The organism is Proteus sp. GOKU, assembly GCF_015475555.1.
Taxonomy (GTDB): Bacteria; Pseudomonadota; Gammaproteobacteria; order Enterobacterales; family Enterobacteriaceae; genus Proteus; species Proteus mirabilis_B.
The window spans coordinates 3,689,238-3,715,439 of record NZ_CP034105.1; the positions used below are offsets into that span (position 1 = coordinate 3,689,238).

The window sequence follows — 26,202 nt, forward strand, 5'->3', positions numbered from 1 at the left end:
TGTTTTTTAACTAAAATCGATATGTAGACGTAGTTTTCCACAACAACAACACTTAAATAAATACCCTTGGCAATGGTCTCCATTGGTTAAATTATTAGGTAAGTCATCCATATTCATACCTATTTCACCAATATCGTCTTCCAAAGAAACAAATTCATCTAATTTATCAGCAATATCTTCCCACCCAACATAACCAACAAATGCACAAAGATCGCCACAATGTATAAGCCAATGTTCTTGTTGCCATCCTTGATATCCCGGCGTTCTACGGATCAACTCTTCAAGATTTTCTTTAGGTACACCTGATTGATAACCTGAATATTCACCGTTACTGTCATAGGTTGATAATGTTCCTTCAACAGAGGAGAGATCTTGAAAATCACCTTCAAATTTCTCACTGGCAGAGCCATCTGCGATACACCAAGGACAAAGTGCTTCAATATCATCAACACTAAAAAAAGGCCCTTCGTAGTAAATATCGGTTTTCTTTCCACAACAATCACATATAACGGTATCATCTGTGATAAAAGCACCTGTTTTTATCGGTTCAGGGTGATATTTAAAATAAGGTAATGCTCTTTTTTCTATTGGCATTATGTTTTCCTATTTTGTTTTTTGGCTATTCATCTTCGATTTGGTAAAAAAGATGATCTTTATCTAGAAAAACAATATAAAACGTATTCGTATCGAATTGCACTTTATGTTTTTCAGTTAAATGATTAAAAGTCGATGGATGGATCACAAAACCAATAAGCCGCACTTTATTGCCTAATCTAAATCTTGCCCAATGAGCATCTTCAGGTACAAATGCGGGATGTTTAAAAACCGTATTTCTAGGAAATTTTCCATAATATTCAAGTATTTTAAGCCCACCGCTACCAACACGCTGGTTCTGCCAATAATTTAATGGTTCCTTTGTATATTCTTTTAGTTTTTCCATTAAATTTTCAAGTGATGAAATACCAATATTATTATTCCAATCAGTAAAGCTTTGTCCCGCTTCCTGATCAGCATCAAAATAAGCAAAATTAAACTTACACTTACTCTCAATACCTGATTTATCAATGGTATAATGAGGAATATCCTTAATAAATTCTCTGACTAATCTATTATTTTTGAAATTCTTTTTAATCATTAAACATCCTTTTATTTTATTAGATTATTTCATTAAAAGAGCGCTTTAGGAACACCTCCAATTTTCCCTTTATTATAAAAAGGAGATATTGCTCTATCATTTCTTAATAAAGGAATTTCGTCTAAACGATAACAATAGCTTTCATTATTTTCTTTATTTACTAACAGCGTATGATATCGCCCTAACTTATCGATTATTTCAGTATTATGTGTAGTAACAATAAGCTGAGCACCTTTAGTATTAATGGATAAATCTGTAAATAAATTAATAATTTCAGGTAATATCATAGCATGTAAATGAAGATCAAATTCATCTACAATTAATAATCCTCCACTCTTCAATATAGCCCAATAATTAAAAAGAACATTAAACAGTGTTTTTGTCCCCATAGATTCATCTGAATAAATAAGACTAAATTCCTCATCGCCATATTTATGAATAAATAAAGGGAAATCAACATCATTACCAGATACATCTTTCACTGTTTCAATGATAATATCACTAATTCCATCATCACTATTTTTTATGATCTTTTTAACAAAGGTTAAAGCGTCTAAATTATTTTTATAGAAAGAAGCTCGAATATACTTAGTATTTTCTTCAAAATCTTTTTTTAATCCGTCATAGCCAACATTAAAAATAAACAAATCAAAGAAATTTTTTATATTAATTAGATCTGCCACTTTTTTATTAAAACTAAAATCAGAGGTTAAGCTAATTATAGATTGATCTTCTTTTAATTTTATTCTTTTTAACTCTTGATACTCTGATATACAAGAAACAATTTTATTTTCATGCCGTTCAATAAAGAGAATATCTTTACTTCCATCTTCATTTTTATTTCTAATTAAAATTTCTTTTTTAATTCCTTCTTTTGTTATTTCTAAACCATAATAATAAATCATACCTTCTATTTCCAGCTCGATATAAAACTCGATATTCTCTTTAGAAAAGAAAAATGATTCTATGGGTATGCGCACTTCCTCACTGTTTTCTAGTGTATTAAAATGCTTTGTAGTCATTCTTTTTGTAACGAAACAAAATAGAAAAGAAAGCGCTTTGAGAATATTGGTTTTACCTGAACCATTAGCGCCTTTAATACCGATAACAGTACCAATATGTTTACCATGAGAAATACTTATTGGCGTATTACCATCATATTCAAAGCTAATTTCAGCGCCTTGTTTGAAACTTGAGAAATTTTTAAAACCAAAGCGTCTAATCATTATTTAAATCATCCATTCTCTATCAAATATCTGAGGATTGTACAATAAATAGACCGATCAAATATACTTTTTTTGTCATTTTTGTCAAAAGTAGCCAATTGAATTATTTATTCTCTTAACAACCATACTTCTTTAAGTACATATCTAGCATCAGATCCAGCATGTGTAAGCTATCCTCTATGCTATAATGCGCGCTCATTTTATCTCCTTAACAATTTAGAGATAATCACCGCCTAAATAGACGAAAGAATTACAACATGTCAGAAAATATAGAACTCAATAAATCAACAGAAAATCATGATGTTAATAGCAATTCAAAAGAATATAATTTGAACCGCTTCTCTGTTGCGCCGATGCTCGACTGGACTGATCGTCATTGTCGTTATTTCTTTCGTCAATTAAGTAAAAATACATTGCTCTATACTGAAATGGTTACAACAGGTGCCATTATTCATGGTAAAGGTGACTATCTAAAATACAGTGAAGAAGAACATCCAGTCTCTTTACAGTTAGGTGGAAGCGATCCTCAAGCGTTAGCGCAATGTGCAAAATTGGCACAAGAGCGTGGCTATGATGAAATTAATTTAAATGTGGGTTGTCCTTCAGATCGCGTACAAAATGGGCGCTTTGGGGCTTGTTTAATGGGAGATGCACAACTCGTCGCTGACTGTGTGAAAGCCATGCGCGATGTCGTTGATATTCCTGTTACAGTAAAAACACGTATCGGGATCGACGACCAAGATAGCTATGAATTTCTCTGTGATTTTATTGATACTGTTAGCCGAGATAATAACTGCGATACCTTTATTATTCATGCACGTAAAGCATGGCTATCGGGTTTAAGCCCCAAAGAGAATCGTGAGGTTCCACCTTTAGATTATCCTCGTGTTTATCAATTAAAACGTGATTTCTCGCATCTTACCATGGCAATTAATGGTGGCATTAAGTCATTAGAAGAAGCGAAGGAACACTTAAAATATATGGATGGTGTTATGGTTGGTCGTGAGGCTTATCAAAACCCGTCAATTCTAGCACATGTCGATCATGAGCTTTTTGATAATCAGTTACCTATTGCTGATGCAGTCGCGGCAGTAAGAGCAATGTATCCTTATATTGAAAAAGAGCTTTCACAAGGCACTTATTTAGGTCATGTAACTCGTCATATGTTGGGAATTTTTCAAGGTATTCCGGGTGCTAGACAATGGCGTCGTCATTTAAGTGAAAATGCACACAAACAAGGCGCTGATTTATCTGTTTTAGAAAATGCACTTAAATTTGTGACTGAAAAATAATTGATACATAAGTATTTAAAACCTGTTTAATGGATTTCAAACAGGTTTTAAATCTTACAAACAATCATTAAGGAATAAGTAAGCTTGATCCTTGAGATTGTCTACTTTCAAGATAACGGTGTGCATCTTTCGCATCTGCTAACGCAAATTTCTGATTATCTGGCACACTGACATCAATTTTACCACTACCAATTAACGCAAATAACGCTTCACTTGCAGCATCTAGCTCTTCACGTGTTGTGATATAACCCGAAATAGATGGGCGCGTGACATACAAAGAGCCTTTTTTATTGAGAATACCTAAATCAACACCAGTTACTGCACCTGATGCGTTACCAAAACTCACCATTAAGCCACGATGCTGCAAACAGTCTAATGAATCTAACCAAGTTGCTTTACCAACAGAATCATAAACAACAGGTACTTTTTGGTTATTCGTCAGTGCCAAAACACGTTCCACAATCGACTCAGTCTGGTAATTAATCACTTCCCATGCGCCTGCAGCTTTTGCTTTGGCGACCTTTTCATCACTACCTGCTGTACCAATCATTTTAGCACCAATTGCTTTCGCCCATTGGCTTGCAATTAAACCAACGCCACCAGCAGCTGCGTGGAATAAGAAGGTTTCACCTGCTTGTAATTTATAGGTTTCATTGAAGAGATAATAAACCGTTAATCCTTTTAAGAAAGAGGCTGCGGCTTGTTCAAAAGAGATATTATCAGGCAGACGTGCCACTTTATTTTCTGGTACATTATGCGTATCACTATAAGCCCCTAGCGGAGATTGCGCATACACAACTCTGTCCCCTTCTTTTAGTGAAGTCACTTTAGCGCCTGTTTTGATAACAATGCCTGCGGCTTCAGTGCCTAATCCACTAGGGAGTTGGCTTACAGGGTATAAGCCGCTACGTACATAAGTATCAATATAGTTAATACCAATTGCCTTATTGGCAACCTGAACTTCGTGATCACCAAGAGGAGCCGGTGTAAATGTTGCTAGTTCGAGAACATCAGCACTGCCATGAGCTGCAAATTGAATGCGTTTAGCCATTGCTATCTCCTTTATAGGATGAGGGGTTAAATAAGCGAGCTCTAAATACCTTTAGAGATAATGACAAAGGATAGCTATTTCTACAAGGCACAGATAATTGGGTTAGCGTATACTAGAGCGTACTGACACTTTTTCGATTTTTATGCAGGATTTATGGCCAGAAATAAGACCACTGACAAGCTGATGTCTGATATCAAAGACCGACAAATGGAGGGATTAAAGCTACCTCCCCATTCGCTGGAAGCAGAGCAGTCCGTGTTAGGCGGTCTGATGATAGATAATGAACGTTGGGATAATGTTTCTGAACGTGTCACCGCAGAAGACTTTTATAGTCGACCTCATCGTACTATTTTCTCGCAAATGCAACGCTTGCTGGAATTAGGTAAACCTATCGACCTTATTACACTATCAGAAGCATTAGAACAAAATGCCGAACTAGACAGTGTGGGTGGTTTTGCTTATTTAGCTGAGCTTTCAAAAAATACGCCAAGTGCAGCAAACATCAATGCTTATGCGGATATCGTCCGAGAGCGTGCCGTTGTTCGCGATATGATAAAAGTCGCCAACGAAATTGCAGATGCGGGTTTTGATCCTCAAGGTCGCACCAGTGAAGATCTACTCGACTTCGCTGAATCAAGAGTGTTTCAAATTGCTGAAACTCGTGCCAATAAAGACGAAGGCCCAAAAGCAATAGAAGCAATTTTAGAAGAAACCGTTGAAAAAATAGAACAGCTCTATCAAAAACCTCATGATGGTGTCACAGGGGTTTCAAGTGGTTATCAAGATCTTGATAAAAAAACCGCAGGATTACAGAAATCAGATTTAATTATTGTCGCGGCACGTCCTTCTATGGGTAAAACCACATTTGCCATGAACTTATGTGAAAATGCGGCAATGACAGAAGAAAAACCTGTACTTATCTTCAGCTTAGAGATGCCCGGCAACCAAATCATGATGCGTATGTTGGCATCATTATCTCGTGTCGATCAGACAAGAATTCGTACAGGCCAGCTTGATGATGAGGATTGGGCTCGTATTTCAAGCACCATGGGTATTTTGCTTGAAAAACGTAATATGTATATTGATGACTCATCAGGTTTAACACCAACAGAAGTACGCTCTCGTGCTCGTCGAATTTATCGTGAACATGGCGGTTTAAGCCTTATCATGATTGACTACTTGCAGCTAATGAGAGTACCTTCATTATCTGAAAACAGAACACTAGAAATTGCTGAAATTTCTCGTTCTTTAAAAGCGTTAGCTAAAGAATTACAAGTTCCCGTGGTTGCTCTATCACAGTTAAACCGTAGTTTGGAACAACGTGCTGATAAACGCCCTGTTAACTCCGACTTACGTGAATCAGGCTCTATTGAGCAAGATGCTGACCTTATCATGTTTATTTACCGTGACGAGGTTTATCACGAAAGTAGCGATTTAAAAGGTGTTGCAGAAATCATCATCGGTAAACAACGTAACGGCCCAATTGGTACGGTAAGGCTTACCTTTAACGGTCAATGGTCACGCTTTGATAACTATGCTGGCCCTGCTTACGACGATGAATAATCACTAACCTTGACTTAATTAAAGGAAGTATTGGAATAATATGAAAGCGGCAACCGCAGTGATAGATCGCCGCGCTCTGCGTCACAATTTTCAGCATGTGAGAGACTATGCCCCACATAGCCACCTGATAGCTGTCGTGAAAGCAAACGCTTATGGTCATGGGTTATTAGAAACAGCATATACCTTAATGGATAATGCTGATTGTTTTGGTGTTGCACGTATTGGTGAAGCATTAACCTTACGAAGTGGGGGTATTGTAAAACCCATTCTTCTGTTAGAAGGCTTTTTTGATGTCGTTGACCTACCTATTTTAGTCGTCAACCACATTGAAACCGTTGTTCATAGTCAAGAACAATTAGAAGCATTAGAACAGGCTGATTTAGATGAACCCGTTAAAGTATGGATGAAAATCGATACGGGTATGCATCGTTTAGGAGTACGTCCTGAAGACGCACAAGCCTTTTATTTACGGCTTTCCGCCTGTAAAAATGTACAACAACCTGTCAATATTGTGAGCCATTTTAGTCGTGCAGATGAACCCGATGTTCCTGAGGCGACACAAAAACAAATCTCACTATTTCAAGATTTTATTCAAGATAAAGCCGGTGATAAGTCTATCGCAGCTTCCGCGGGTATTTTATTTTGGCCTCAAGTCCATTATCAGTGGGTTCGTCCCGGCATTATCACTTATGGTATTTCTCCTACGGGTGATGAAAGAACGGGTAAAGACTTTGGTTTAACCCCCGCAATGACGCTAAAAACAAGCCTGATTGCTGTTCGTAAGCATAAAGCCGGTGAGCCTGTTGGTTATGGTGGCACATGGATAAGTGAAAAAGACACTTATCTTGGTGTGATCGCGATTGGCTATGGCGATGGCTATCCTCGCAGTGCACCTTCAGGTACTCCTGTGTGGATCAATGGTCGAAAAGTGCCTATTGTTGGTCGTGTTTCGATGGATATGATCAGCGTCGATTTGGGGACTGAACTAATTGATAGTGTTGGTGATGAAGCTATTTTATGGGGAGATGTGTTGCCCGTAGAAGAAATTGCCAAATATAGTGGTATTAGCGCCTATGAGTTGATTACCAAATTAACCTCGCGCGTCATCATGGAATACCTAGACGAACAATAATACACACGATATTGTATCCCTATGACACACTAAAAGTGATTGGAGAAGAAGCCGTGTTTCAACAGGTTGAAGCGTTTCCGGGAGATCCGATTCTCTCATTGATGGATGTTTATAACAAAGACCCGCGTCAGGATAAAATTAATTTAAGCATTGGTCTTTATTATGACGAAGAAGGCAAGACCCCTATTTTAGGAACAGTTTCAGTTGCACGTCAGCAACTCAATGCCATGACACCCACCGCAACACTTTATTTACCAATGGAAGGGCTCGCACCTTATCGTAGCGAAATTCAAGATCTTCTTTTCGGTGCAGATAATCCTCTAATTGCAGAAAAGAAAATTGCCACAATCCAAACATTAGGTGGATCAGGTGCATTAAAAGTGGGTGCTGATTTTCTGCATCGCTATTTCCCAGGATCAGAAGTGTGGATAAGTGATCCAACTTGGGATAATCATGGTTCTATTTTTGCGGGCTCAGGTTTCAAAGTGAATCACTACCCTTACTTTGATCCTGAAACCAAAGGCGTAAAATTTGAAGCTCTGTTAGATTGCTTTAAAAAACTGCCTGAAAAAAGCATTGTATTGATGCACCCTTGTTGCCATAACCCAACTGGCTCCGATCTGACTAAAGATCAATGGGATCAAGTCACTGAAGTATTAAAAGCTCGCCAAGCAATTCCATTCTTAGATATTGCTTATCAAGGCTTTGCCGAAAATTTAGATGAAGATGCTTATGCTATTCGTACTATGGCAAAAGCAGGATTACCGATACTTATCAGTAACTCTTTTTCAAAAATATTTGGGATCTACGGTGAACGCGCAGGCGGATTATCCATTGTTTGTGAGAATGCCACTGAATGCGAACACGTACTGGGTCAGCTAAAAGCAGGTGTACGCCGTATCTATTCAAGCCCTGCAAACTATGGTGCACAAATTGTCAATAAAGTGCTATCAGACCAAGTTTTAACTGCACAATGGCAAAAAGAAGTCGCACATATGCGTGACCGTATTAAAGAGATGCGCGTGACTTTAGTCGAAGCTTTAAAAGTTGCCCTGCCTGAAAAGAATTTTGATCATCTATTAACTCAACGCGGTATGTTTAGCTATACCGGCTTTACACAAGCACAAGTTGATAGATTACGTGATGAATTTGGTATTTATCTTGTCGGTACAGGTCGTGTTTGTATGGCAGGTGTTAATACAGGTAATGTTCAACGCATTGCTCAAGCCTTTGCCGCTGTAAGTATCTAAGCTAATCAACGTGATTTCATGATAAAAAAATACCTGCCTATTCTCATAAGCAGGTATTTCTTTTTACTACATAACAACATCACTGTCGCTTTAGGTTTTCGCCTTTTATATATTGACAGCTTGCTTCTTTTCCCCAGCATTACGACGCGCTTTTTCTTCCATAATCTCAATGATTTGAATATCTGTATGTTGCATTGCACGACTGGCTAATGCACAGAGATTCGCTATTGAGCTATCGACATCGTCACTGACAATACCATCAGTACCCGCAACACTTTGATTTTGCATCGCCATTAATACCGCTTTATAAGCACTCGCTGCACTACTTGATACTTTCATTGCACAGCTATTCGATGCGCCATCACAGATAATGCCACTGATATCACCAATCATACTGTTGATAGACATACTGACCGTGGTGAAATCTTTTGTGAGTAACCATGCCATCCCTGCAGCAGCCCCCATTGAAGCGGTTGTTGCAGCGCAAAGGGCGGAAAGAGGTGGAAAATGGCTATGAACATAGATTGCCATTAAGTGAGATAAAACCAACGCACGCAGTAAGGTTTCATCATCAGCTTTGATAAATTCAGCAACAACCATCACAGGCAATGTTGCAGCAATCCCTTGATTGCCTGAGCCTGAATTACTCATTGCCGGTAATACCGCTCCACCCATGCGAGCATCGGATGCGGCTGATGCTCTGATCATGATTTCATTAAGTAAGTCTTTACCTAACAAACCTTTCTCTTGTTGCAGAATTAAGGTACGACCAATGGCTAATCCATAGGTGTTTTGTAGCCCCTCTTCTGATAAAGCACCATTTAAACGGGCGGCATTGAGCATAAACTCAATTTCACTCACTGGCACATTAAGTGCAAAGTTATAAATATCTTCAGCACAAACATCAGTAAAAGGTTTTTCATCAGTACATTCGCAATTGTTGGTAAGCGCTGATTTATCTTCCTCAAAAACAACGTTACCGTTACATTCACAACGAACAACGTGTGTATGTTCTCTTGCGATACTGACGATGGCATAACCAGATTGGCTATACACTTTCGCTTCAGAGTAAAGAACATCTTCACAAGGTGCTTTTACACCCACTGTGACTTTACCTTGAGCAACCAGTGTCTTAGCTTGAGCAACTGCATCAGCGGATGCTTTTAACAAGACTTCCAGCCCTGCATCAGGATCTCCTCCTGTCGCACCCAATGCTGCTGCAATAGGTAGCCCAGCCATTCCCGTTCCCGGCACTGTTACGCCCATTCCGTTTTTCATCAAGTTTGGTGAAACCCAAGCTTCGACACGAACAACAGGCTCGCCTAAAAGTGCGGTTGCTTTCGCGGCTGCCAATGCTAATGAAATCGGCTCAGTACAACCTACAGCGGGTTTAACACCTTCACGTAACTGACGAACAAACTGTGACCATAAATGAGAATTTTTGTTCTGGCTCATAATCTAACACCTTGGATTAATTTAGTTTTTAAAAACAACTCCTAACTAGAACCGAAGTTGGCGACTATGAGAATGCCAAGAACGGAGAGATAACGAGCAGTAAACCGGTAAAGATAATCAGGTAAAGTGACGCACCTTTGTATTTATGTAACATCGGTACTTTGTACACTAAGTATGCAGGGATAAGACAACCCACCATACCGAAGATTGGGCTACAAATTGAAGTGAAGCTCAGCACTGGCGCATTAAGGATAATTGCACCCCATGCCAGTAACACAGCAAAAATCATAATGCCGTTTTGTACCCATTTTTGATTGATTTTCTCTGCTGGGATATAACGTTGCAGGATGTTCATCACAATCCCTTGTGTCGCTTCACGGAAACCTAAGTAGACACCAAAGAACGCAGTCATTACGGCGAAGATGTTCAGCATTACGCTTACAACCGTTACCCAACCACCAGGGAAGAATTTCGCAGCAATCGCTAATGCAGAGATATTTTGCTCATACGCTTTAACTGCTTCATCATGACCCATTGCTAATGTGAATGAGATTGCATAGAAGAAAACAGTACAGAACAACACACCGAAAGCAATGTTCATTGCACGTAGCGCTTTATGACGAGCAACTTCACGGTTTTTATTACGACCACGGTAAGAGATAACCATTGGGCTTAATGTTTGGATAAACAGAATTGAAGTCAGTGTAAAAGGTAATGTAATGATTGCTTCTTTGATTAAACGTCCAACTGGTGGTAATGCACCTACGTTATAAAGATGCCACATACCAATCATGGAGATCCCTAACGCTGCAACAACAAACAGTTTAGTCAGTACCATAAAGCTTGATACTTTAAACAGTAATTGTTCACCACGAGAGGAGATAGCCACTAACGCACAAATCAGGATCAAACCATAGAATGGGTTTTCTGACAGTAAACCTTCAGTAACACCAAATGTTTGTAAGTAAGAAGCACTGTCATTAGTGATTGCTGTTGAGTAAACAAACATCCAAATGACTAACATCACAAAGTAGAGCGCACCTAATAAGATACCCCAGTTTTTACCGAGATAACCGGTGATAACGCTTGGGTAGTCTTTACACTCTGGAGATTCAGCCAACGTATTAATAAATAGACGTTGGAAAAGGTACATAGCCGGATAACCAATGATCGAGGATAGTAGGAAAACCCATAATCCCATCAGACCCACCTGCACAGGTAAAAACACAATACCTGCACCGATAGCCATACCGATACTCATGATAACCCAGCCCACATCATTGCCGTCGAATTTAATTGCCGCACGCCATTCTTGTTCAGTCATACCTGCGCGGCGAGCGCCAGCACTAGTTGCGGGATAGCTTGTGGTCTCTGTTTTTGAGGAAGCCGTTTCCATATTAGTACTCACTTTTTATATTGTAATTGTTAATAGCAAAACGAATTTTTGGGGGTAAAAAAGTCTATCTAACATTGCGATGTCGAAATAGCCTTACTCTTTGCAGGTATTATTTATTATGGGGTAAATGATAGGGAATATTACGGAGAAAAAAGTTGTTATAAATCGTGATAGCCCGAAATGATTTGGAAAAAAATTCTATCGTAAGGAGAAAAGTAGGATTATCTGTTCAAAGAGCACAGTAAATAATAACCTTCCCTCTGTTGTAACCTTTATAAATACACAACATATTGATTAATAATGGAAAAGACCCATTGTTATACAATAATAGTCAAGTATAACAATTGAAACAAATCACCAAATAAACTGTGCTGTCCATCACGATATACTATGATAATCCTTTCTATTTAGCTTTGTTATCTCGTATTTAGTTAAAATACTGTTACAAAACAGCATAATTAACCATTTAATCTGCTTTTTATCAAAAAGAGCGATTAATAAGATAAAAATAGATAAGGAAGTGTATAACTAAAAGAGAATGCTTTTTTCGATAGAATTAAATTCTATCATCCTTCACGGATTTACTTTTCTTGAAGAAAGCGCGCTACAAACAGTAAAGCGTTTATTGTCTGTAGCGCTTAGATCATAAGGGAATAAGTGATGTAATCTTAATAACCACGCTCTAAGATTGGTTTTAAGAATCTTGCAGTATGTGAACCTTCAAACTCTGCAACTTGCTCTGGTGTGCCTGATACTAAAATTTGACCACCACCACTTCCGCCTTCAGGACCCAGATCGACAATCCAGTCCGCGGTTTTGATCACATCAAGATTATGCTCAATAACAACAATGGTATTACCTTGGTCACGTAACTGATGAAGAACTTCAAGCAACAATTCAATATCAGCAAAGTGAAGCCCTGTTGTAGGCTCATCGAGAATATAAAGAGTCTGTCCCGTTCCACGTTTTGACAACTCTTTTGCTAACTTAACCCGCTGAGCTTCACCACCCGATAAAGTCGTAGCTGATTGTCCTAAACGAATATAAGAAAGACCAACATCAATCAATGTTTGTAGTTTACGAGCTAATGCAGGTACGGCATCAAAAAACTCTCTCGCCTCTTCAATGGTCATATCCAACGTTTCGTGAATATTTTTTCCTTTGTATTTAACTTCAAGGGTTTCACGGTTATAACGCTGACCTTTACATTGATCACAAGGTACATACACATCAGGTAAGAAATGCATTTCAACTTTTAAGACACCGTCGCCTTGGCAAGCCTCACAACGACCACCTTTGACGTTGAAACTGAAACGACCCGGCGTATAACCACGAGTACGAGATTCAGGTACACCCGCAAATAACTCACGAATAGGTGTAAAGACACCGGTGTAAGTTGCAGGGTTTGAACGAGGAGTACGACCAATTGGGCTTTGGTTGATATCAATAACTTTATCGAAATACTCTAGCCCTTCAACATCTAAATAAGGCGCTGGTACACTATTTGTAGCCCCATTTAATTGGCGTTGGGCAATAGGGAATAACGTATCGTTGATAAGCGTTGACTTACCTGATCCTGAAACACCTGTAATACAGGTAAATAAACCTACTGGTAATTTCAGATTTACATTCTTTAAGTTATTGCCTTTTGCGCCAAGGATAGTCAGCATTTTTTCGCGATCAACAGGTACACGTTGCTCTGGAATTGCGATACGGCGCTCACCACTTAAGAATTTCCCCGTTAATGAATTCGGGTTATTAATGATATCTTCAAGAGTCCCTTGAGCGACAATTTCACCACCATGAACACCCGCACCAGGTCCAATATCAATAACATGATCAGCGGCACGGATAGCATCTTCGTCATGCTCAACAACGATCACAGTGTTACCCAAATTACGTAAGTGGATCAGCGTTTCAAGTAAGCGATCGTTATCTCGTTGATGCAAGCCAATTGAAGGTTCATCCAGCACATACATAACACCAACTAATCCCGCACCAATCTGGCTCGCTAAACGAATACGTTGTGCTTCACCACCTGATAATGTTTCAGCTGAACGAGAAAGTGTGAGGTAATTTAATCCCACATTTACCAAGAATTTTAGTCGGTCACTAATCTCTTTTAAGACTTTTTCTGCAATCTTCGCGCGTTGACCGCTCAATTTCAGATTTTGGAAAAAGGTCATTGCATGACCAATGCTGTAATCGGCTATTTCTGGCAATGTTGTATTTTCAACATACACATGACGTGCTTCTCGGCGTAAACGTGTACCACCACAAGAGGCACATGAGCGATTACTAATATATTTAGAAAGTTCTTCACGCACCGCACTAGATTCTGTCTCGCGGTAACGGCGTTCCATATTATTTAATACACCTTCAAAAGGATGATGACGAACAACAACATCGCCACGATCGTTTGTGTATTTAAATTCAATATTCTCTTTGCCTGAACCCGTTAAAATGACTTTCTGGATATTATCTGGTAACGAATCAAATGGCGCTTCAACATCAAAATGATAATGTTCACCCAATGAGCGAAGCATCTGGAAATAGTAGAAATTACGACGATCCCATCCTTTAATTGCGCCACCAGCAAGAGAAATCTCTCTATTTTGGATCACTAATTCAGGATCAAAAAATTGCTGAACACCTAAGCCATCACAAGTTGGACAAGCACCAGCGGGGTTATTAAAGGAGAATAAACGAGGCTCTAGCTCACTCATGCTGTAACCACAAATCGGGCAAGCAAAGTTTGCAGAAAAAACAATATCATCTGCATTGCTATCATCCATATCAGAGATAACGGCGGTACCACCAGAAAGCTCTAATGCGGTTTCAAAAGATTCAGCTAAACGTTGAGCTAGATCGTCACGAACCTTAAAGCGGTCAATAACCACTTCAATGGTATGTTTTTTCTGTAATTCTAATGTTGGTGGATCAGAGAGATCGCACACTTCACCATCAATACGAGCACGAATATAACCTTGAGCGGCAAGATTATTAAGTAACTTAATATGCTCGCCTTTACGCTCTTTCACCACTGGTGCTAAAAGCATTAAGCGCTTGCCTTCAGGTTGCTCAAGTACATTATCAACCATTTGGCTGACCGTCTGAGCGGCGAGCGGAATGTCATGATCAGGACAACGAGGTTCACCAACACGTGCAAATAAGAGACGTAGGTAGTCGTGAATTTCTGTAATCGTTCCCACCGTCGAACGTGGGTTGTGCGACGTAGATTTCTGCTCAATCGAAATAGCGGGAGATAAACCTTCAATATGGTCAACGTCAGGTTTTTCCATCAACGAAAGAAACTGACGAGCATAAGCAGAAAGCGATTCTACATAGCGTCGCTGCCCTTCTGCATAAAGCGTATCAAAGGCTAAAGAAGATTTACCTGAACCAGAAAGCCCCGTAATAACAATCAGTTTATCGCGAGGAATGATCAAGTTGATATTTTTTAGATTATGGGTGCGAGCGCCCCGTACTTCGATTTTATCCATGAATATATCCCGGATTGAGAGAGTCGCCGAAAAAGAAAGAATCGGATAATTATGACACAAAGTTAACTGAATGGATATACAGTATATATAGTGAAATTGAATGGTGATGTAACTCTGTCATTTTGAGACAGAAAAATTTCGACAATGTTCACAATTGAGAAATTCATCACACGTCATATTCAAATTTTAGCGTACGTGATAAACTTATTCGCTTATGATTTCAAAAAATTTACTTTCGCAGGAGTACCTCACATGGCGAGCAGAGGCGTAAACAAAGTTATTCTTATCGGTAATTTAGGGCAGGATCCAGAAATCCGTTATATGCCAAGTGGCGGTGCAGTTGCCAACTTAACACTGGCAACATCAGAAAGCTGGCGCGATAAACAAACCGGTGAAATGAAAGAAAAAACCGAGTGGCACCGTGTGGTAATTTTCGGCAAATTAGCGGAAATTGCAGGCGAATATCTGCGTAAAGGTTCACAAGTGTATATCGAAGGTCAATTACAAACACGTAAATGGCAAGACCAGAGCGGTCAAGACAGATATAGCACTGAAGTTGTTGTTAACGTTGGCGGCTCAATGCAGATGTTAGGCGGCCGTGGCGGTCAAGATGGCGCACCTTCTCAAGGTGGTCAAGGCGGTTGGGGTCAACCACAACAGCCACAAGCATCACAACAATTTAGCGGTGGTGCACAATCTCGCCCAGCACAACAACCTGCTGCGGCACCAGTGCCAAATAATGAACCACCAATGGATTTTGATGACGATATCCCGTTCTGATCGTATTTCGGAACAATTTATCTAAAATTATCTAAAAAATTAACCCAGCTTAGGCTGGGTTTTTTGTTGCTGGCTATCAGTACTTATCATCATGAAAAACCATTTCTCCATATAACACAATCTAGTTTACATAGAATAAATTCGCTCTACACAATAAACTTTTCATGTGTTTATCTCTCTTTCTAAAGACTCATTCTTTATATTGAAAGAAAACATGTTCTTTTATCTAACAACAGATACTTTTAAAAAAGGACGTAATCCCACAGTTATTTTCATAAAACCCCACTTTACACAAAGGTTTACTCTTGAAAAATATGATAGGATCTGTGTCATTAACAACGTCTGAGAGCATCTTATCCCCATGAATGAAGAGAAATTGCTCGCTCAGGCAGAAAAGATCTGCCAGAAACGAGGTGTTCGCCTGACTTCACAACGTCTGGCAGTATTACGTCTGATTATGCAGCAGCCTTCTGCTATCAGCGCATACGATTTATTGGATTTATTACGCCAAGTTGAGCCACAAGCAAAACCACCTACTGTCTATCGTGGGTTAGAGTTTTTACTTGAGCAAGGATTTATCCATAAAATAGAATCCACTAACAGCTATGTGCTTTGCCATCATTTTGATGATGTTGAACATACGTCAGTAATGCTAATTTGTGACCGCTGTTTATCTGTCACTGAAAAGAATAGCCATAAAATCGAAGATGCAATTTCATTACTAGCAAAAGAGAGTGGATTTCATTTACGACATAGTGTCATTGAAATTCATGGATTATGTTCACAGTGCCACGAAGCACAAGAGTGTACACATCCTGAAGGTTGTCATCATGATCACAGTATGGATGATAATCTTAAACAGAAAAAAACCGGCGACTATAAGCCTCGTTGAGCTTATAAAAACAAAAAGCCAGCTAAATGCTGGCTAATACATGTTGTTCTTTTGAATTCTCACTTCAGCTAATGAATAAGCTTTACTCTCTTCACATTTACCAACAGCAATAACTAAAATCACAACTTCAGAATCAATAACTTGGTAAATCAATCGAAAACTAGATGCTCGTAATTTAATCTTATAGCAACCCGCGAGATCACCTTTTAAGCGAGCTGACTCTATATAAGGGTTTTCCTGCAATTTTTTAATTTCTTTTTAAACTGCTCTTTAATGCTTTGATCGAGTTTCTGCCATTCTTTCAAGGCACGATTATCAAACTCACGATTAAAGATCATCAATATTTACGCTTATACGTTTACTTGGTTTTTTCAAACGTTCACGTACAACAGCTAAAATATCCTCATCTTCATCCAGCTCCCCAACAACGACAGAAACTTCTGAGAAAGGTAATTTTTCATTTTCAGAAACATAACGTAGAAATAACCTTATGGCATCTGAAGGAGACAGGTTCATTTTTTCAAATACTTGATAAGCTTCTTTTTTTGAGCTCATCGTCTACTCTAACTTGTATCGTTGTCATAAGCACCTCCGTAATTAAAACACATCATATTGTAATTACATTTGTAGTGCGATGGTGTTTTTTTATACAAATCAGAAATAAAAAATGCAGATGATTTTGTGGTTTTACACATCATCTGCATCTTTTTAAAATAAGTTGTATTGACTTATTTTGGTATAAATTACAGCCATTCGCCGTTACGAATAACCCCTACTGCTAAACCTTCCACAGTAAAGCTTTGTTCGCGTAAATCGACGATAATAGGTGAAAACTCTGGGTTTTCTGCATGAAGTTCAATTTTATTACCGCTTTTCTTAAAGCGCTTTACTGTCACTTCATCTTCAATACGAGCCACAATAACTTGCCCGTTGTGAACATCTTGCGTTTTATGCACAGCAAGTAAATCGCCATCCATAATACCAATATCTTTCATCGACATACCATTAACGCGCAATAAAAAATCTGCACTTGGTTTAAATAGCATTGGGTCAACTTGATAGTGGCTTTCAATATGCTCTTGTGCTAAAAGTGGTTCACCAGCAGCGACTCGCCCAATTAATGGCAGTCCTTCTGGCTCTTCTTCCATTAGCAAACGGATACCTCTGGATGCACCAGAGACAATTTCTATCACGCCTTTACGAGCAAGAGCTTTCAAGTGCTCTTCTGCCGCATTTGGTGAGCGAAACCCAAGTTGGGAAGCTATTTCAGCCCGTGTTGGTGGCATACCCGTTTGCGAAATGTGATCACGAACCAAATCGTAAACCTGCTGCTGCCTTGCAGTTAATGCTTTCATTCCGCCCCCTGTTTGTTTATACAGTCAGACTGTGAGTATATACAGGTATATGACGATTTGAAACCTTAAATGAATATAAAACACGCATCTTTGGATTATTTTTCGACAAAAATCGAATTTTTTAACTTTATGCGAAGAAATGCCCCCAAAGAATGGTTACCCAAGTAAATAATCCCAATATAATAGCAATCAGAACGGCGGCAGAACCCATATCTTTTGCACGTCCGGATAATTCGTGGTATTCAGATCCAATTCGATCGACAACGGCTTCTATTGCACTATTTACCAGTTCCAAGATCACAACCAATACAACGGAACCAATGAGTAAAATGCGCTCTAGACCACTGACATCGATGAAAAATGAAAGGATAATTGCAACCAAGGTCACAATTGCTTCTTGTCTAAAAGCGGCTTCATTAATCCAAGCGGCACGAATGCCCTTGTATGAATAGCCACCAGCTTTGATGATTCGGGTAAGACCTTTATTTTGATTAGCCATAATAAACTCTATCGAAAACAAACGATTATTTTGCCACTTTTCTCTATTAATATTGTCACAGCACCACAGATCTACGAAAGACTTTCTGTTATGCTTTCGAAGTATTGCTAATAAGAGGCTACAACTATTTATGTCAGCTTGGCGTAAACTATATTATAACACATTGAATTTACCACTAAAATTACTGGTAAAAAGCAAACGAGTTCCGACTGATCCTATCACTGAATTAGGGTTAGATACGTCGCGATCTTTCCTTTACGTTCTGCCTTATCATTCAAAGGCGGACTTACTGACATTACGACAGCAGTGTCTTTCATTAGGGTTGCCTGATCCGCTGCAACCTATTGAGATCGGTGGAATTAAGCTTCCTGCGTATGTCTTTATTGATGACGGCCCAAGAGTATTCCGTTACTACTCGCCTGATCCTCGTAAAGATTCCGTGAAGACATTCCACGCTTATCTTGATGCACATCGTAATAACCCACATCTTGATATCGAGATGTTGCCGGTTTCCGTGATGTTTGGACGCTCTCCAGGTCGTGAAGGCCATAATGGCGTTCCACATTTACGTGTGCTTAACGGTATCCAAAAATTTATCGCTATCCTCTGGTTGGGTCGTGATAGCTTTGTTCGTTTTTCACCCACTGTTTCAATGCGTGAAATGGCGAACGAACACGGTACTGACACCAGTATAGCTCGAAAACTTGCGCGTGTTGCGCGTATCCACTTTTCACGTCAGCGTTTAGCAGCTGTTGGTCCAAAATTGCCAGCACGCCAAGATCTCTTCAATAAATTGCTCTCATCGAAAGCCATTGAAAAAGCGATTGAAGATGAATCAAAAGCGAAGAAAATCTCACTTGATAAAGCGCGTAAAAATGCCACAGATATCATGGAAGAAATTGCAGCTAATTTCTCATATGAAGCGGTGCGTATTAGTGATCGCGTATTAAGTTGGACATGGAATAAGCTCTACCAAGGTATCAACGTTTATAATGCCGAGCGAGTACGTAAACTCGCACAAGATGGGCATGAAATCGTTTATGTTCCTTGTCACCGTAGCCACATGGACTACTTACTGCTTTCCTATGTGCTTTATCATCAAGGTTTAGTACCGCCACATATTGCGGCAGGTATTAACCTCAATTTCTGGCCAGCAGGGCCTATTTTCCGCCGTTTAGGGGCTTTCTTTATCAGAAGAACCTTTAAAGGTAACAAGCTTTACTCCACCATTTTCCGCGAATATTTAGGTGAGCTATTTACACGCGGTTACTCGATTGAATATTTCGTTGAAGGTGGACGCTCTCGTACAGGTCGATTGTTAGATCCTAAAACAGGAACACTTTCAATGACGGTACAAGCCATGTTACGCGGTGAAACACGCCCTATCTCTGTTGTTCCAATTTACATTGGATATGAACACGTTATGGAAGTGGCAACCTATGCCAAAGAATTACGTGGCGCAACAAAAGAGAAAGAAGGCTTTATGCAGATGGTCAGAGGATTACGTAAATTACGTAACCTTGGTCAAGGCTATGTGAACTTTGGTGAACCGATTTCTGTTGTCCAATACTTAAATCAAGCTGTTCCGCAATGGCGTGATGATATTGATCCCATTGAGCCACAACGCCCAAGTTGGTTAAACCCAACAGTAAGCACACTGGCAGACAACATTATGGTTCATATTAATAATGCAGCATCTATTAATGCGATTAACCTTGTTTCAACGGCCTTGTTGGCATCTCGCCAGCGTGCTCTCACTAGAGAGCAACTGTTAGAGCAAGTCGATTGTTATCTGCAATTATTACGCAATGTGCCTTATTCGACAGATATGATTGTGTCTGATAAAAATGCTGAAGCCTTATTAGAACACGCGTTGCAAACAGATAAGTTCCAAGTCGAAAAAGACAGTCTGGGTGATATTGTGGTGCTCCCTCGTGAAAGTGCGGTATTAATGACTTATTATCGCAACAACACAATCCACTTAATGATTACTCCATCATTAATTGCAAGCATCGTCTTACATCATGAAAAAATTCATCGTGATGATTTAATGAAACAAGTTGAGCTAATCTTCCCTCTTATTAAAGCGGAACTATTTATTCGTTATGAGAAAGAAGAGCTCCCTGAAGTCATTAATACTTTGATTACAGAACTGTGCCGTCAGCGCCTGATTTGTTGTGATAGTGATGGCTTACTGCGTATTAATCCAGCGCGTATTCGTCCATTACAACTTTTAGCTGCCAGTGTTAGAGAAACATTGCAACGCTATGGAATTACGCTTTCCTTACTCAATTTTGCTCCTGAAATTAGCCGTGCATTATTGGAAAAAGAGAGCCGTATCTTGGCACAACGTCTTTCTGTCTTACATGGTATCAACGCACCTGAATTCTTTGATAAAGCGGTATTCTCTACCTTAGTTTCAACACTACGTGAAGAAGGTTATCTCAATGATAATGAAGATATCCTAAAAGCAGATGCATCTGCCCTTTACCAAGTGATTGCAAAATTAATGTCACCAGAAATTCGCTTAACCATTGAAAGCGTGGGGATCACTGAAGATAACAATTCAGTACAAGCTGTTGATGAAAAAAGTAAGTCTGAAGCTGATGAATAATCAGTAAACTGTGTGATTACTGAAATAGAAAAGGGATAAGCTCATTGCTTATCCCTTTTTGTTTCTACTCAATAGTAGAGAATACTTCAGCGCTTACTTATCTTAAAAATAACTAAATAAAATACCCGCAAATAAAACAAAGCCAACATAGTTATTATTCATAAAAGCTTGGAAACACGGTGCTCTTTCACGCTCTGCAATAAGCTTCTGCTGATAAATAAACAGCGCTGTTACTAACAATAGCGACCAGTAGTAGATACCTTTCAGATTCAGCAAAATACCGATACCCACCAATAATGCCAACATCACCAGTTGTAAAATACCGATAATAATTTTGTCATAACGACCGAATAGAATAGCGGTAGATTTAACCCCAATTTTTATATCATCATTACGGTCAACCATTGCATATTGCGTATCGTAAACAATAGACCAGACAATGTTGACAAGAAATAATAGCCAACATACTAACGGTAAGCTTTCAGAAACAGCAGCAAATCCCATAGGAATTGACCAGCCAAAAGCCATACCTAAAATAAGCTGAGGTAGATTACTAAACCGTTTAACGAAAGGATAAAACCATGCCAACGCAAGCCCTGCAACAGAGAGCCAAATAGTCATGGTATTGAGTGTTAGAACTAGTGCAAAGGACAAGAGTACCAAAACGATAAATAAAATTTTGCTCTCTTTTTCTGTCACAGCCCCACTAGGTAATGGTCGATTTTTAGTTCGTTCAACACTGCCATCAATTTTCCGGTCAGCAAAGTCGTTTATTACACACCCAGCGGCACGCATAGAGAACACGCCAATAGTAAAGACAATCAGAATATGCCAATCAGGAAAGCCTTTCGCGGCAATCCATAAAGCCCAATAAGTTGGCCAAAGTAATAATAGCGCTCCGATAGGTTTATCTATACGCATTAAACGGCTATATGCTTGCCATTTACTTTGCGTCATACTTCCCTCCAATTTTAGCTCCCCCTAATTACTTCTTATACACTGGTGATGCAGGTAGAAACATCTCGGTTAATAATAAAGGTTTATCTGAAAGCTGGAAACGAGAACGGCGTAGCCAATACCCATTTTGTTGCCCGATATGAATAAAATCGCGACTTAAGGTTGTTTCCTGAAACAGATAACGCCCAAGTGGAACGGTTCTTAGATTGACCAGTTTTCTGTCTTCGCCTGTTAGAGTCTCTTCTGGTACTAACGTTCGCCCTAATAACCAAGGAATATCGTCACCACACAATACCACTTCTCTTAACCAATAACGCTGACTTTTGGGTAAACACGCGCTTTCGTCAGCGGGTTCAATAAGGTCAATAAATCCTTCTTGATAAGGCATTACAGTGACTTTTTGGCAATGTTGTTCAAATCGCCGTGTCATTGAGCCTAATTCCATTAACCAACTTAATGTACTTTCTTGAATAGTTGCATGTTCCTCACTGGGTAGCCAATGGATAGGTGCAGGGGTAATTATTGATTTTTTGAACATTTATTCATCATCACGCGTTGATGATCCTAGCTTGTGTGAGTCATGATACATAAGGATATCATGATGTGACTAATGGAAGTTAAAAGCTGATAACATTTCGCATAAATAATCTAAAAAAGCGTTAAAAGAAAATCAAATTGGGTACAAAACAATCAAAAAACAAAGGAGGTTATAAAAACCTCCTTTTTATCTAACCAACTACTTATATTCAGTTTATTCGATTAACGCCATGCTTTGTAACGGTTAATCAGATTATTTGTTGAGCTATCATGGCTATTAACACTTTCCTTACCTTTTAATTCAGGAAGGATACGATTAGCCAGTTGTTTACCTAATTCAACACCCCATTGGTCAAAGGTGAAGATGTTGAAAATAACACCTTGTACAAAGATCTTATGTTCATACATTGCAATCAATGCACCTAATGAATAAGGCGTAATTTCTTTTAACAGAATAGAGTTCGTTGGGCGATTACCTTCGAACACTTTGAAAGGTGCAACATATCCCATCGCTTTAGGATCTTTTCCTGCTGCGGCAAACTCAGCATCAACTTGTTCACGGTTTTTACCAAAAGCGAGTGCTTCTGTTTGAGCAAAGAAGTTAGACATCAGTTTTGCATGATGATCTGACAAGGGATTATGGCTAATCGCTGGCGCAATAAAATCACAAGGAATGATTTTGGTTCCTTGGTGGATTAATTGGTAAAACGCATGTTGACCATTTGTACCCGGCTCACCCCAAATGATAGGACCCGTTTGATAATTCACTTTGTTTCCATCACGATCAATATACTTACCATTAGATTCCATATTACCTTGTTGGAAGTAAGCAGCAAAACGATGCATGTATTGATCGTATGGCAGAATCGCTTCAGTTTCTGTGCCAAAAAAATTGTTATACCAAATGCCAATCAGCGCGAGGATCATTGGAATGTTATTTTCGGCATCTGCGGTTCTAAAGTGGTTATCCATAGCATGAGCGCCTTCCAGCAATTGCTCAAAGTTGTCATAACCAACAGATAATGCGATAGACAAACCAATTGCTGACCATAATGAATAACGGCCACCAACCCAATCCCAGAATTCAAACATATTGGCAGTATCAATACCAAATTTTGCCACTTCGGTGCTGTTAGTAGATAACGCGACAAAGTGTTTCGCAACAAAAACACTCTCTTTCGCAGAGGCTAAGAACCAATCTCTTGCTGAATGTGCATTTGTCATGGTTTCTTGTGTGGTAAATGTTTTTGATGCGATAAGGAATAGCGTTGTTTCAGGATCACATTTTTTCAATGTTTCTGCGATATGTGTACCATCGACATTAGAAACAAAATGCATAGTAAGATGATTTTTATACGGGCGTAATGCTTCTGTCACCATATAAGGACCAAGATCGGAACCACCGATGCCAATATTTACAACATCAGTAATCGCCTTACCAGTATAACCTTTCCACTCACCACTAATAATACGCTCACTGAATTTTTTCATTTTATTCAGTACTGCGTTAACTTCTGGCATGACATCCTTGCCATCAACGATAACGGGAGCATTGCTACGATTACGTAATGCGGTATGCAATACAGCACGATCTTCAGTACGGTTGATTTTTTCACCCGTAAACATGCTATTTATCGCACCTTCAACGTCACATTCCTTAGCCAAAGCCTGCAATTTCTCTAATGTTTCTTTCGTAATACGGTTTTTTGAAAAATCCACTAGAATTTGGTCTGAAAACGTCTTTGAAAATTGCTCAAAGCGTGATGATTCCTGAGCAAACAGTGTTTTCATCTCGGTATCTTTGATAACCGAAAAATGGTTTTCTAATGCCTTCCAGGCTAAGGTTTGGGTTGGGTTTACATTTTTCATTCACAATACTCTCTTAAGATTACAATCCAATATTCTCAGATTGTAGCCTGACATTTAATAGTTACAGTCAATTCTTTCTCATTTGATGATATTGGTCAAAACCATTCAACAAATCTAGTACTAATTACTTACATAGGTAAAACCGATAATGCGGAGCTGATTATTAATTAAATTGATTATTCTTCACTCTGCATTGACTCTCTACTTAATAACCGATATTCCTAAGTGTGTCCAACATCTCATTTTTGCCTAAAGGAATACGACAATGACTGATAATACTGCTACGCCTTCATCTTCATCATCGCCATACACTATCGCTAAATTTGGTGGCACGAGTGTTGCTAACTTTTCAGCAATGGAAAAATGTGCAGATATTATTCTTAAACAAAAGTCAGTTCGTGTCGTCGTTCTTTCGGCATCTGCGGGAATTACTAATTTATTGATTGAACTTGCAGCAGGTACTGAACCTTCACAACGAGAAGCTTTACTCTCACAAGTTCGTGATATTGAATACGCGATTATCAACCAGCTTTCTCAGCCAGAAATTATTTCCCAAGAAATAAATCGCCTACTTGAAAATATTGAGATGCTTTCTGAAGCAGCAGCATTAGCAACTTCTGACGCATTAACTGATGAGCTTGTCAGTCATGGCGAATTAATGTCAACTTTACTTTTCGTTGAATTATTGCGTGAAAAAGGCATACAGGCAGATTGGTTTGATGTTAGAAAAGTGATGAAAACGAATGATCTATTTTGTCACGCTGAACCTGATATGGCACAACTCACTGAGCTCACAAAAAGCCTTATTCAACCTCGCCTAGAAGAAACAGTTATTGTAACGCAAGGTTTTATTGGTCAAGAGCCAAAAGGCAGAACCACAACACTAGGTCGTGGCGGTAGCGACTATACAGCCGCCTTGATTGGTGAAGCACTGGGAATGTCTCGTGTCGATATCTGGACGGATGTACCCGGCATTTACAGCACTGATCCAAGAATAGTGCCAGAAGCACATCGTATCGATCAGATCGCCTTTAATGAAGCAGCTGAAATGGCAACCTTTGGCGCTAAAATATTACACCCTGCGACATTATTGCCTGCAGTTCGTAGTGGCATTCCGGTGTTTGTTGGCTCAAGCAAAGCTCCCGAAGAAGGCGGTACTTTAGTTTGTGCACAAACAGAAAATCCACCTGTATTCCGTGCGATCGCACTGCGTAGAAAGCAAACATTGCTCACGTTACATAGCCTGAAAATGCTTCATGCGCGTGGTTTCTTGGCTGAAATTTTCACCATTTTATCGCGCCATCATATTTCGGTTGATGTGATAACAACATCTGAAGTCAGTATTGCTTTAACCCTCGATACAACGGGTACAACAAATTCATCAGGCAGTTTATTAACGAATGCCTTATTAACCGAGCTTTCTGCATTATGCCGTGTTGAAGTAGAAGAAGATCTGGCGTTAGTTGCCGTGATTGGTAACTCTCTTTCACAGGTAAATGGTTTAGGTATTAAGATTTTCGGCACATTAGAAAATTACAATATTCGTATGATTAGCCACGGTGCAAGTACTCATAATTTATGTTTATTAGTTGATGGCAAAGATGCGGATAATATTGTGCGTAAATTGCATGATACTTTGTTTTAATTAATAACTAATTATCAATATATAGAAGAGAGATAAAATTTTATCTCTCTC

At 39.1% G+C, this 26,202-nt stretch carries 20 protein-coding genes and 2 pseudogenes; 8 read left to right on the plus strand and 14 right to left on the minus strand.

Annotated elements, in window-relative coordinates:
• Nucleotides 1–6: 6 nt before the first annotated feature.
• Genes cbrC through EHE21_RS16885 form a run of 3 tightly spaced genes read right to left on the minus strand, consistent with a single transcriptional unit; the run spans nt 7 to nt 2,361 of the window.
• Nucleotides 7–594, minus strand: a complete 588-nt coding sequence (gene cbrC / locus EHE21_RS16875) for a PF03691 family colicin E2 tolerance protein CbrC (RefSeq protein WP_194951328.1) — start codon at nt 592–594, stop codon at nt 7–9.
• A 25-nt stretch (nt 595–619) separates the two neighbouring features.
• On the minus strand, nt 620–1,135 hold the full coding sequence (locus EHE21_RS16880; protein ID WP_194951329.1) for a hypothetical protein: 516 nt from the start codon (nt 1,133–1,135) through the stop codon (nt 620–622).
• 32 nt (nt 1,136–1,167) lie between these two features.
• On the minus strand, nt 1,168–2,361 hold the full coding sequence (locus EHE21_RS16885) for an AAA family ATPase (protein WP_194951330.1): 1,194 nt from the start codon (nt 2,359–2,361) through the stop codon (nt 1,168–1,170).
• Between the two features lie 353 nt (nt 2,362–2,714).
• Between EHE21_RS16885 and dusA the strand changes: the two genes are divergently transcribed.
• The gene (gene dusA / locus EHE21_RS16890; RefSeq protein ID WP_228766791.1) at nt 2,715–3,653 is read left to right on the plus strand and encodes a tRNA dihydrouridine(20/20a) synthase DusA; all 939 of its coding nucleotides are present in this window, start codon (nt 2,715–2,717) and stop codon (nt 3,651–3,653) included.
• A 67-nt stretch (nt 3,654–3,720) separates the two neighbouring features.
• On the opposite strand, the gene EHE21_RS16895 is transcribed toward dusA, so the two are convergent.
• Entirely contained in the window at nt 3,721–4,704 is a 984-nt protein-coding gene (locus EHE21_RS16895; RefSeq protein ID WP_194951332.1) for a quinone oxidoreductase, read from the minus strand.
• Nucleotides 4,705–4,857: 153 nt separating this feature from the next.
• On the opposite strand from EHE21_RS16895, the gene dnaB reads away from it, so the two are divergent.
• The 3 genes from dnaB to EHE21_RS16910 are packed head-to-tail and all read left to right on the plus strand — an operon-like array spanning nt 4,858 to nt 8,649.
• Nucleotides 4,858–6,267 carry a replicative DNA helicase gene (gene dnaB / locus EHE21_RS16900; RefSeq protein ID WP_036934568.1) on the plus strand — a complete coding sequence of 470 codons (1,410 nt, stop codon included), beginning with the start codon at nt 4,858–4,860 and terminating at the stop codon, nt 6,265–6,267.
• Between the two features lie 40 nt (nt 6,268–6,307).
• The gene (gene alr / locus EHE21_RS16905) at nt 6,308–7,399 is read left to right on the plus strand and encodes an alanine racemase (protein WP_088494422.1); all 1,092 of its coding nucleotides are present in this window, start codon (nt 6,308–6,310) and stop codon (nt 7,397–7,399) included.
• A gap of 53 nt (nt 7,400–7,452) precedes the next feature.
• The gene (locus tag EHE21_RS16910; protein ID WP_088494421.1) at nt 7,453–8,649 is read left to right on the plus strand and encodes an aromatic amino acid transaminase; all 1,197 of its coding nucleotides are present in this window, start codon (nt 7,453–7,455) and stop codon (nt 8,647–8,649) included.
• Between the two features lie 105 nt (nt 8,650–8,754).
• Here EHE21_RS16910 and EHE21_RS16915 read toward each other — a convergent pair whose 3' ends face one another.
• From EHE21_RS16915 to uvrA, 3 genes are all read right to left on the minus strand, one after another.
• The gene (locus tag EHE21_RS16915) at nt 8,755–10,104 is read right to left on the minus strand and encodes a serine dehydratase subunit alpha family protein (RefSeq protein WP_088494420.1); all 1,350 of its coding nucleotides are present in this window, start codon (nt 10,102–10,104) and stop codon (nt 8,755–8,757) included.
• Nucleotides 10,105–10,168: 64 nt separating this feature from the next.
• Nucleotides 10,169–11,500 (minus strand): amino acid permease, encoded by a 1,332-nt coding sequence (locus tag EHE21_RS16920; protein WP_194951333.1) that lies wholly within the window; start codon nt 11,498–11,500, stop codon nt 10,169–10,171.
• Between the two features lie 668 nt (nt 11,501–12,168).
• Nucleotides 12,169–15,003 (minus strand): excinuclease ABC subunit UvrA, encoded by a 2,835-nt coding sequence (uvrA, locus tag EHE21_RS16925; RefSeq protein ID WP_088494418.1) that lies wholly within the window; start codon nt 15,001–15,003, stop codon nt 12,169–12,171.
• Nucleotides 15,004–15,255: 252 nt separating this feature from the next.
• Here uvrA and ssb1 point away from each other — a divergent pair, with 252 nt between their 5' ends.
• Together ssb1 and zur are read left to right on the plus strand one after the other, a co-directional pair.
• On the plus strand, nt 15,256–15,783 hold the full coding sequence (gene ssb1 / locus EHE21_RS16930) for a single-stranded DNA-binding protein SSB1 (protein ID WP_194951334.1): 528 nt from the start codon (nt 15,256–15,258) through the stop codon (nt 15,781–15,783).
• A gap of 361 nt (nt 15,784–16,144) precedes the next feature.
• Nucleotides 16,145–16,675, plus strand: a complete 531-nt coding sequence (gene zur / locus EHE21_RS16935; RefSeq protein WP_088494416.1) for a zinc uptake transcriptional repressor Zur — start codon at nt 16,145–16,147, stop codon at nt 16,673–16,675.
• A 33-nt stretch (nt 16,676–16,708) separates the two neighbouring features.
• On the opposite strand, the pseudogene EHE21_RS16940 reads toward zur, so the two are convergent.
• The 4 genes and pseudogenes from EHE21_RS16940 to EHE21_RS16955 form a co-directional block, all read right to left on the minus strand.
• A pseudogene (locus tag EHE21_RS16940) lies at nt 16,709–17,013 on the minus strand (type II toxin-antitoxin system RelE family toxin).
• A pseudogene (locus tag EHE21_RS16945) lies at nt 17,003–17,258 on the minus strand (type II toxin-antitoxin system RelB/DinJ family antitoxin). The pseudogenes EHE21_RS16940 and EHE21_RS16945 overlap by 11 nt, the downstream one beginning before the upstream one ends.
• A 160-nt stretch (nt 17,259–17,418) precedes the next feature.
• Nucleotides 17,419–18,030, minus strand: coding sequence for a transcriptional repressor LexA (lexA, locus tag EHE21_RS16950; protein ID WP_023583074.1), 612 nt, complete (start codon nt 18,028–18,030; stop codon nt 17,419–17,421).
• 127 nt (nt 18,031–18,157) lie between these two features.
• Nucleotides 18,158–18,529, minus strand: a complete 372-nt coding sequence (locus EHE21_RS16955; protein WP_006536373.1) for a diacylglycerol kinase — start codon at nt 18,527–18,529, stop codon at nt 18,158–18,160.
• 130 nt (nt 18,530–18,659) lie between these two features.
• On the opposite strand from EHE21_RS16955, the gene plsB reads away from it, so the two are divergent.
• Nucleotides 18,660–21,143: a glycerol-3-phosphate 1-O-acyltransferase PlsB gene (gene plsB, locus EHE21_RS16960; protein ID WP_194951335.1), complete on the plus strand. Its 2,484-nt coding sequence runs from the start codon at nt 18,660–18,662 to the stop codon at nt 21,141–21,143.
• Between the two features lie 102 nt (nt 21,144–21,245).
• On the opposite strand, the gene ubiA is transcribed toward plsB, so the two are convergent.
• The 3 genes from ubiA to pgi all read right to left on the minus strand — a co-directional run bounded on the left by ubiA (nt 21,246) and on the right by pgi (nt 24,506).
• Nucleotides 21,246–22,100 (minus strand): 4-hydroxybenzoate octaprenyltransferase, encoded by an 855-nt coding sequence (gene ubiA, locus EHE21_RS16965; RefSeq protein ID WP_194951336.1) that lies wholly within the window; start codon nt 22,098–22,100, stop codon nt 21,246–21,248.
• A gap of 28 nt (nt 22,101–22,128) precedes the next feature.
• On the minus strand, nt 22,129–22,638 hold the full coding sequence (gene ubiC, locus EHE21_RS16970; RefSeq protein WP_165122233.1) for a chorismate lyase: 510 nt from the start codon (nt 22,636–22,638) through the stop codon (nt 22,129–22,131).
• A 221-nt stretch (nt 22,639–22,859) separates the two neighbouring features.
• Nucleotides 22,860–24,506: a glucose-6-phosphate isomerase gene (gene pgi, locus EHE21_RS16975; protein WP_194951337.1), complete on the minus strand. Its 1,647-nt coding sequence runs from the start codon at nt 24,504–24,506 to the stop codon at nt 22,860–22,862.
• Nucleotides 24,507–24,771: 265 nt separating this feature from the next.
• On the opposite strand from pgi, the gene lysC reads away from it, so the two are divergent.
• The gene (gene lysC, locus EHE21_RS16980) at nt 24,772–26,151 is read left to right on the plus strand and encodes a lysine-sensitive aspartokinase 3 (RefSeq protein ID WP_194951338.1); all 1,380 of its coding nucleotides are present in this window, start codon (nt 24,772–24,774) and stop codon (nt 26,149–26,151) included.
• Nucleotides 26,152–26,202: the final 51 nt, after the last annotated feature.

What these genes read in the sequence shown, in the direction of transcription:
- uvrA (WP_088494418.1), bottom strand. Translation starts at nt 15,003, where the DNA reads ATGGATAAAATCGAAGTACGGGGCGCTCGCACCCATAATCTAAAAAAT.
- EHE21_RS16915 (WP_088494420.1), bottom strand. Translation starts at nt 10,104, where the DNA reads ATGAGCCAGAACAAAAATTCTCATTTATGGTCACAGTTTGTTCGTCAG.
- pgi (WP_194951337.1), bottom strand. Translation starts at nt 24,506, where the DNA reads ATGAAAAATGTAAACCCAACCCAAACCTTAGCCTGGAAGGCATTAGAA.
- EHE21_RS16885 (WP_194951330.1), bottom strand. Translation starts at nt 2,361, where the DNA reads ATGATTAGACGCTTTGGTTTTAAAAATTTCTCAAGTTTCAAACAAGGC.
- EHE21_RS16895 (WP_194951332.1), bottom strand. Translation starts at nt 4,704, where the DNA reads ATGGCTAAACGCATTCAATTTGCAGCTCATGGCAGTGCTGATGTTCTC.
- EHE21_RS16955 (WP_006536373.1), bottom strand. Translation starts at nt 18,529, where the DNA reads ATGGCTAATCAAAATAAAGGTCTTACCCGAATCATCAAAGCTGGTGGC.
- EHE21_RS16880 (WP_194951329.1), bottom strand. Translation starts at nt 1,135, where the DNA reads ATGATTAAAAAGAATTTCAAAAATAATAGATTAGTCAGAGAATTTATT.
- cbrC (WP_194951328.1), bottom strand. Translation starts at nt 594, where the DNA reads ATGCCAATAGAAAAAAGAGCATTACCTTATTTTAAATATCACCCTGAA.
- zur (WP_088494416.1), top strand. Translation starts at nt 16,145, where the DNA reads ATGAATGAAGAGAAATTGCTCGCTCAGGCAGAAAAGATCTGCCAGAAA.
- ubiC (WP_165122233.1), bottom strand. Translation starts at nt 22,638, where the DNA reads ATGTTCAAAAAATCAATAATTACCCCTGCACCTATCCATTGGCTACCC.
- ssb1 (WP_194951334.1), top strand. Translation starts at nt 15,256, where the DNA reads ATGGCGAGCAGAGGCGTAAACAAAGTTATTCTTATCGGTAATTTAGGG.
- alr (WP_088494422.1), top strand. Translation starts at nt 6,308, where the DNA reads ATGAAAGCGGCAACCGCAGTGATAGATCGCCGCGCTCTGCGTCACAAT.
- lexA (WP_023583074.1), bottom strand. Translation starts at nt 18,030, where the DNA reads ATGAAAGCATTAACTGCAAGGCAGCAGCAGGTTTACGATTTGGTTCGT.
- dusA (WP_228766791.1), top strand. Translation starts at nt 2,715, where the DNA reads ATGCTCGACTGGACTGATCGTCATTGTCGTTATTTCTTTCGTCAATTA.
- ubiA (WP_194951336.1), bottom strand. Translation starts at nt 22,100, where the DNA reads ATGACGCAAAGTAAATGGCAAGCATATAGCCGTTTAATGCGTATAGAT.
- lysC (WP_194951338.1), top strand. Translation starts at nt 24,772, where the DNA reads ATGACTGATAATACTGCTACGCCTTCATCTTCATCATCGCCATACACT.
- dnaB (WP_036934568.1), top strand. Translation starts at nt 4,858, where the DNA reads ATGGCCAGAAATAAGACCACTGACAAGCTGATGTCTGATATCAAAGAC.
- EHE21_RS16920 (WP_194951333.1), bottom strand. Translation starts at nt 11,500, where the DNA reads ATGGAAACGGCTTCCTCAAAAACAGAGACCACAAGCTATCCCGCAACT.
- plsB (WP_194951335.1), top strand. Translation starts at nt 18,660, where the DNA reads ATGTCAGCTTGGCGTAAACTATATTATAACACATTGAATTTACCACTA.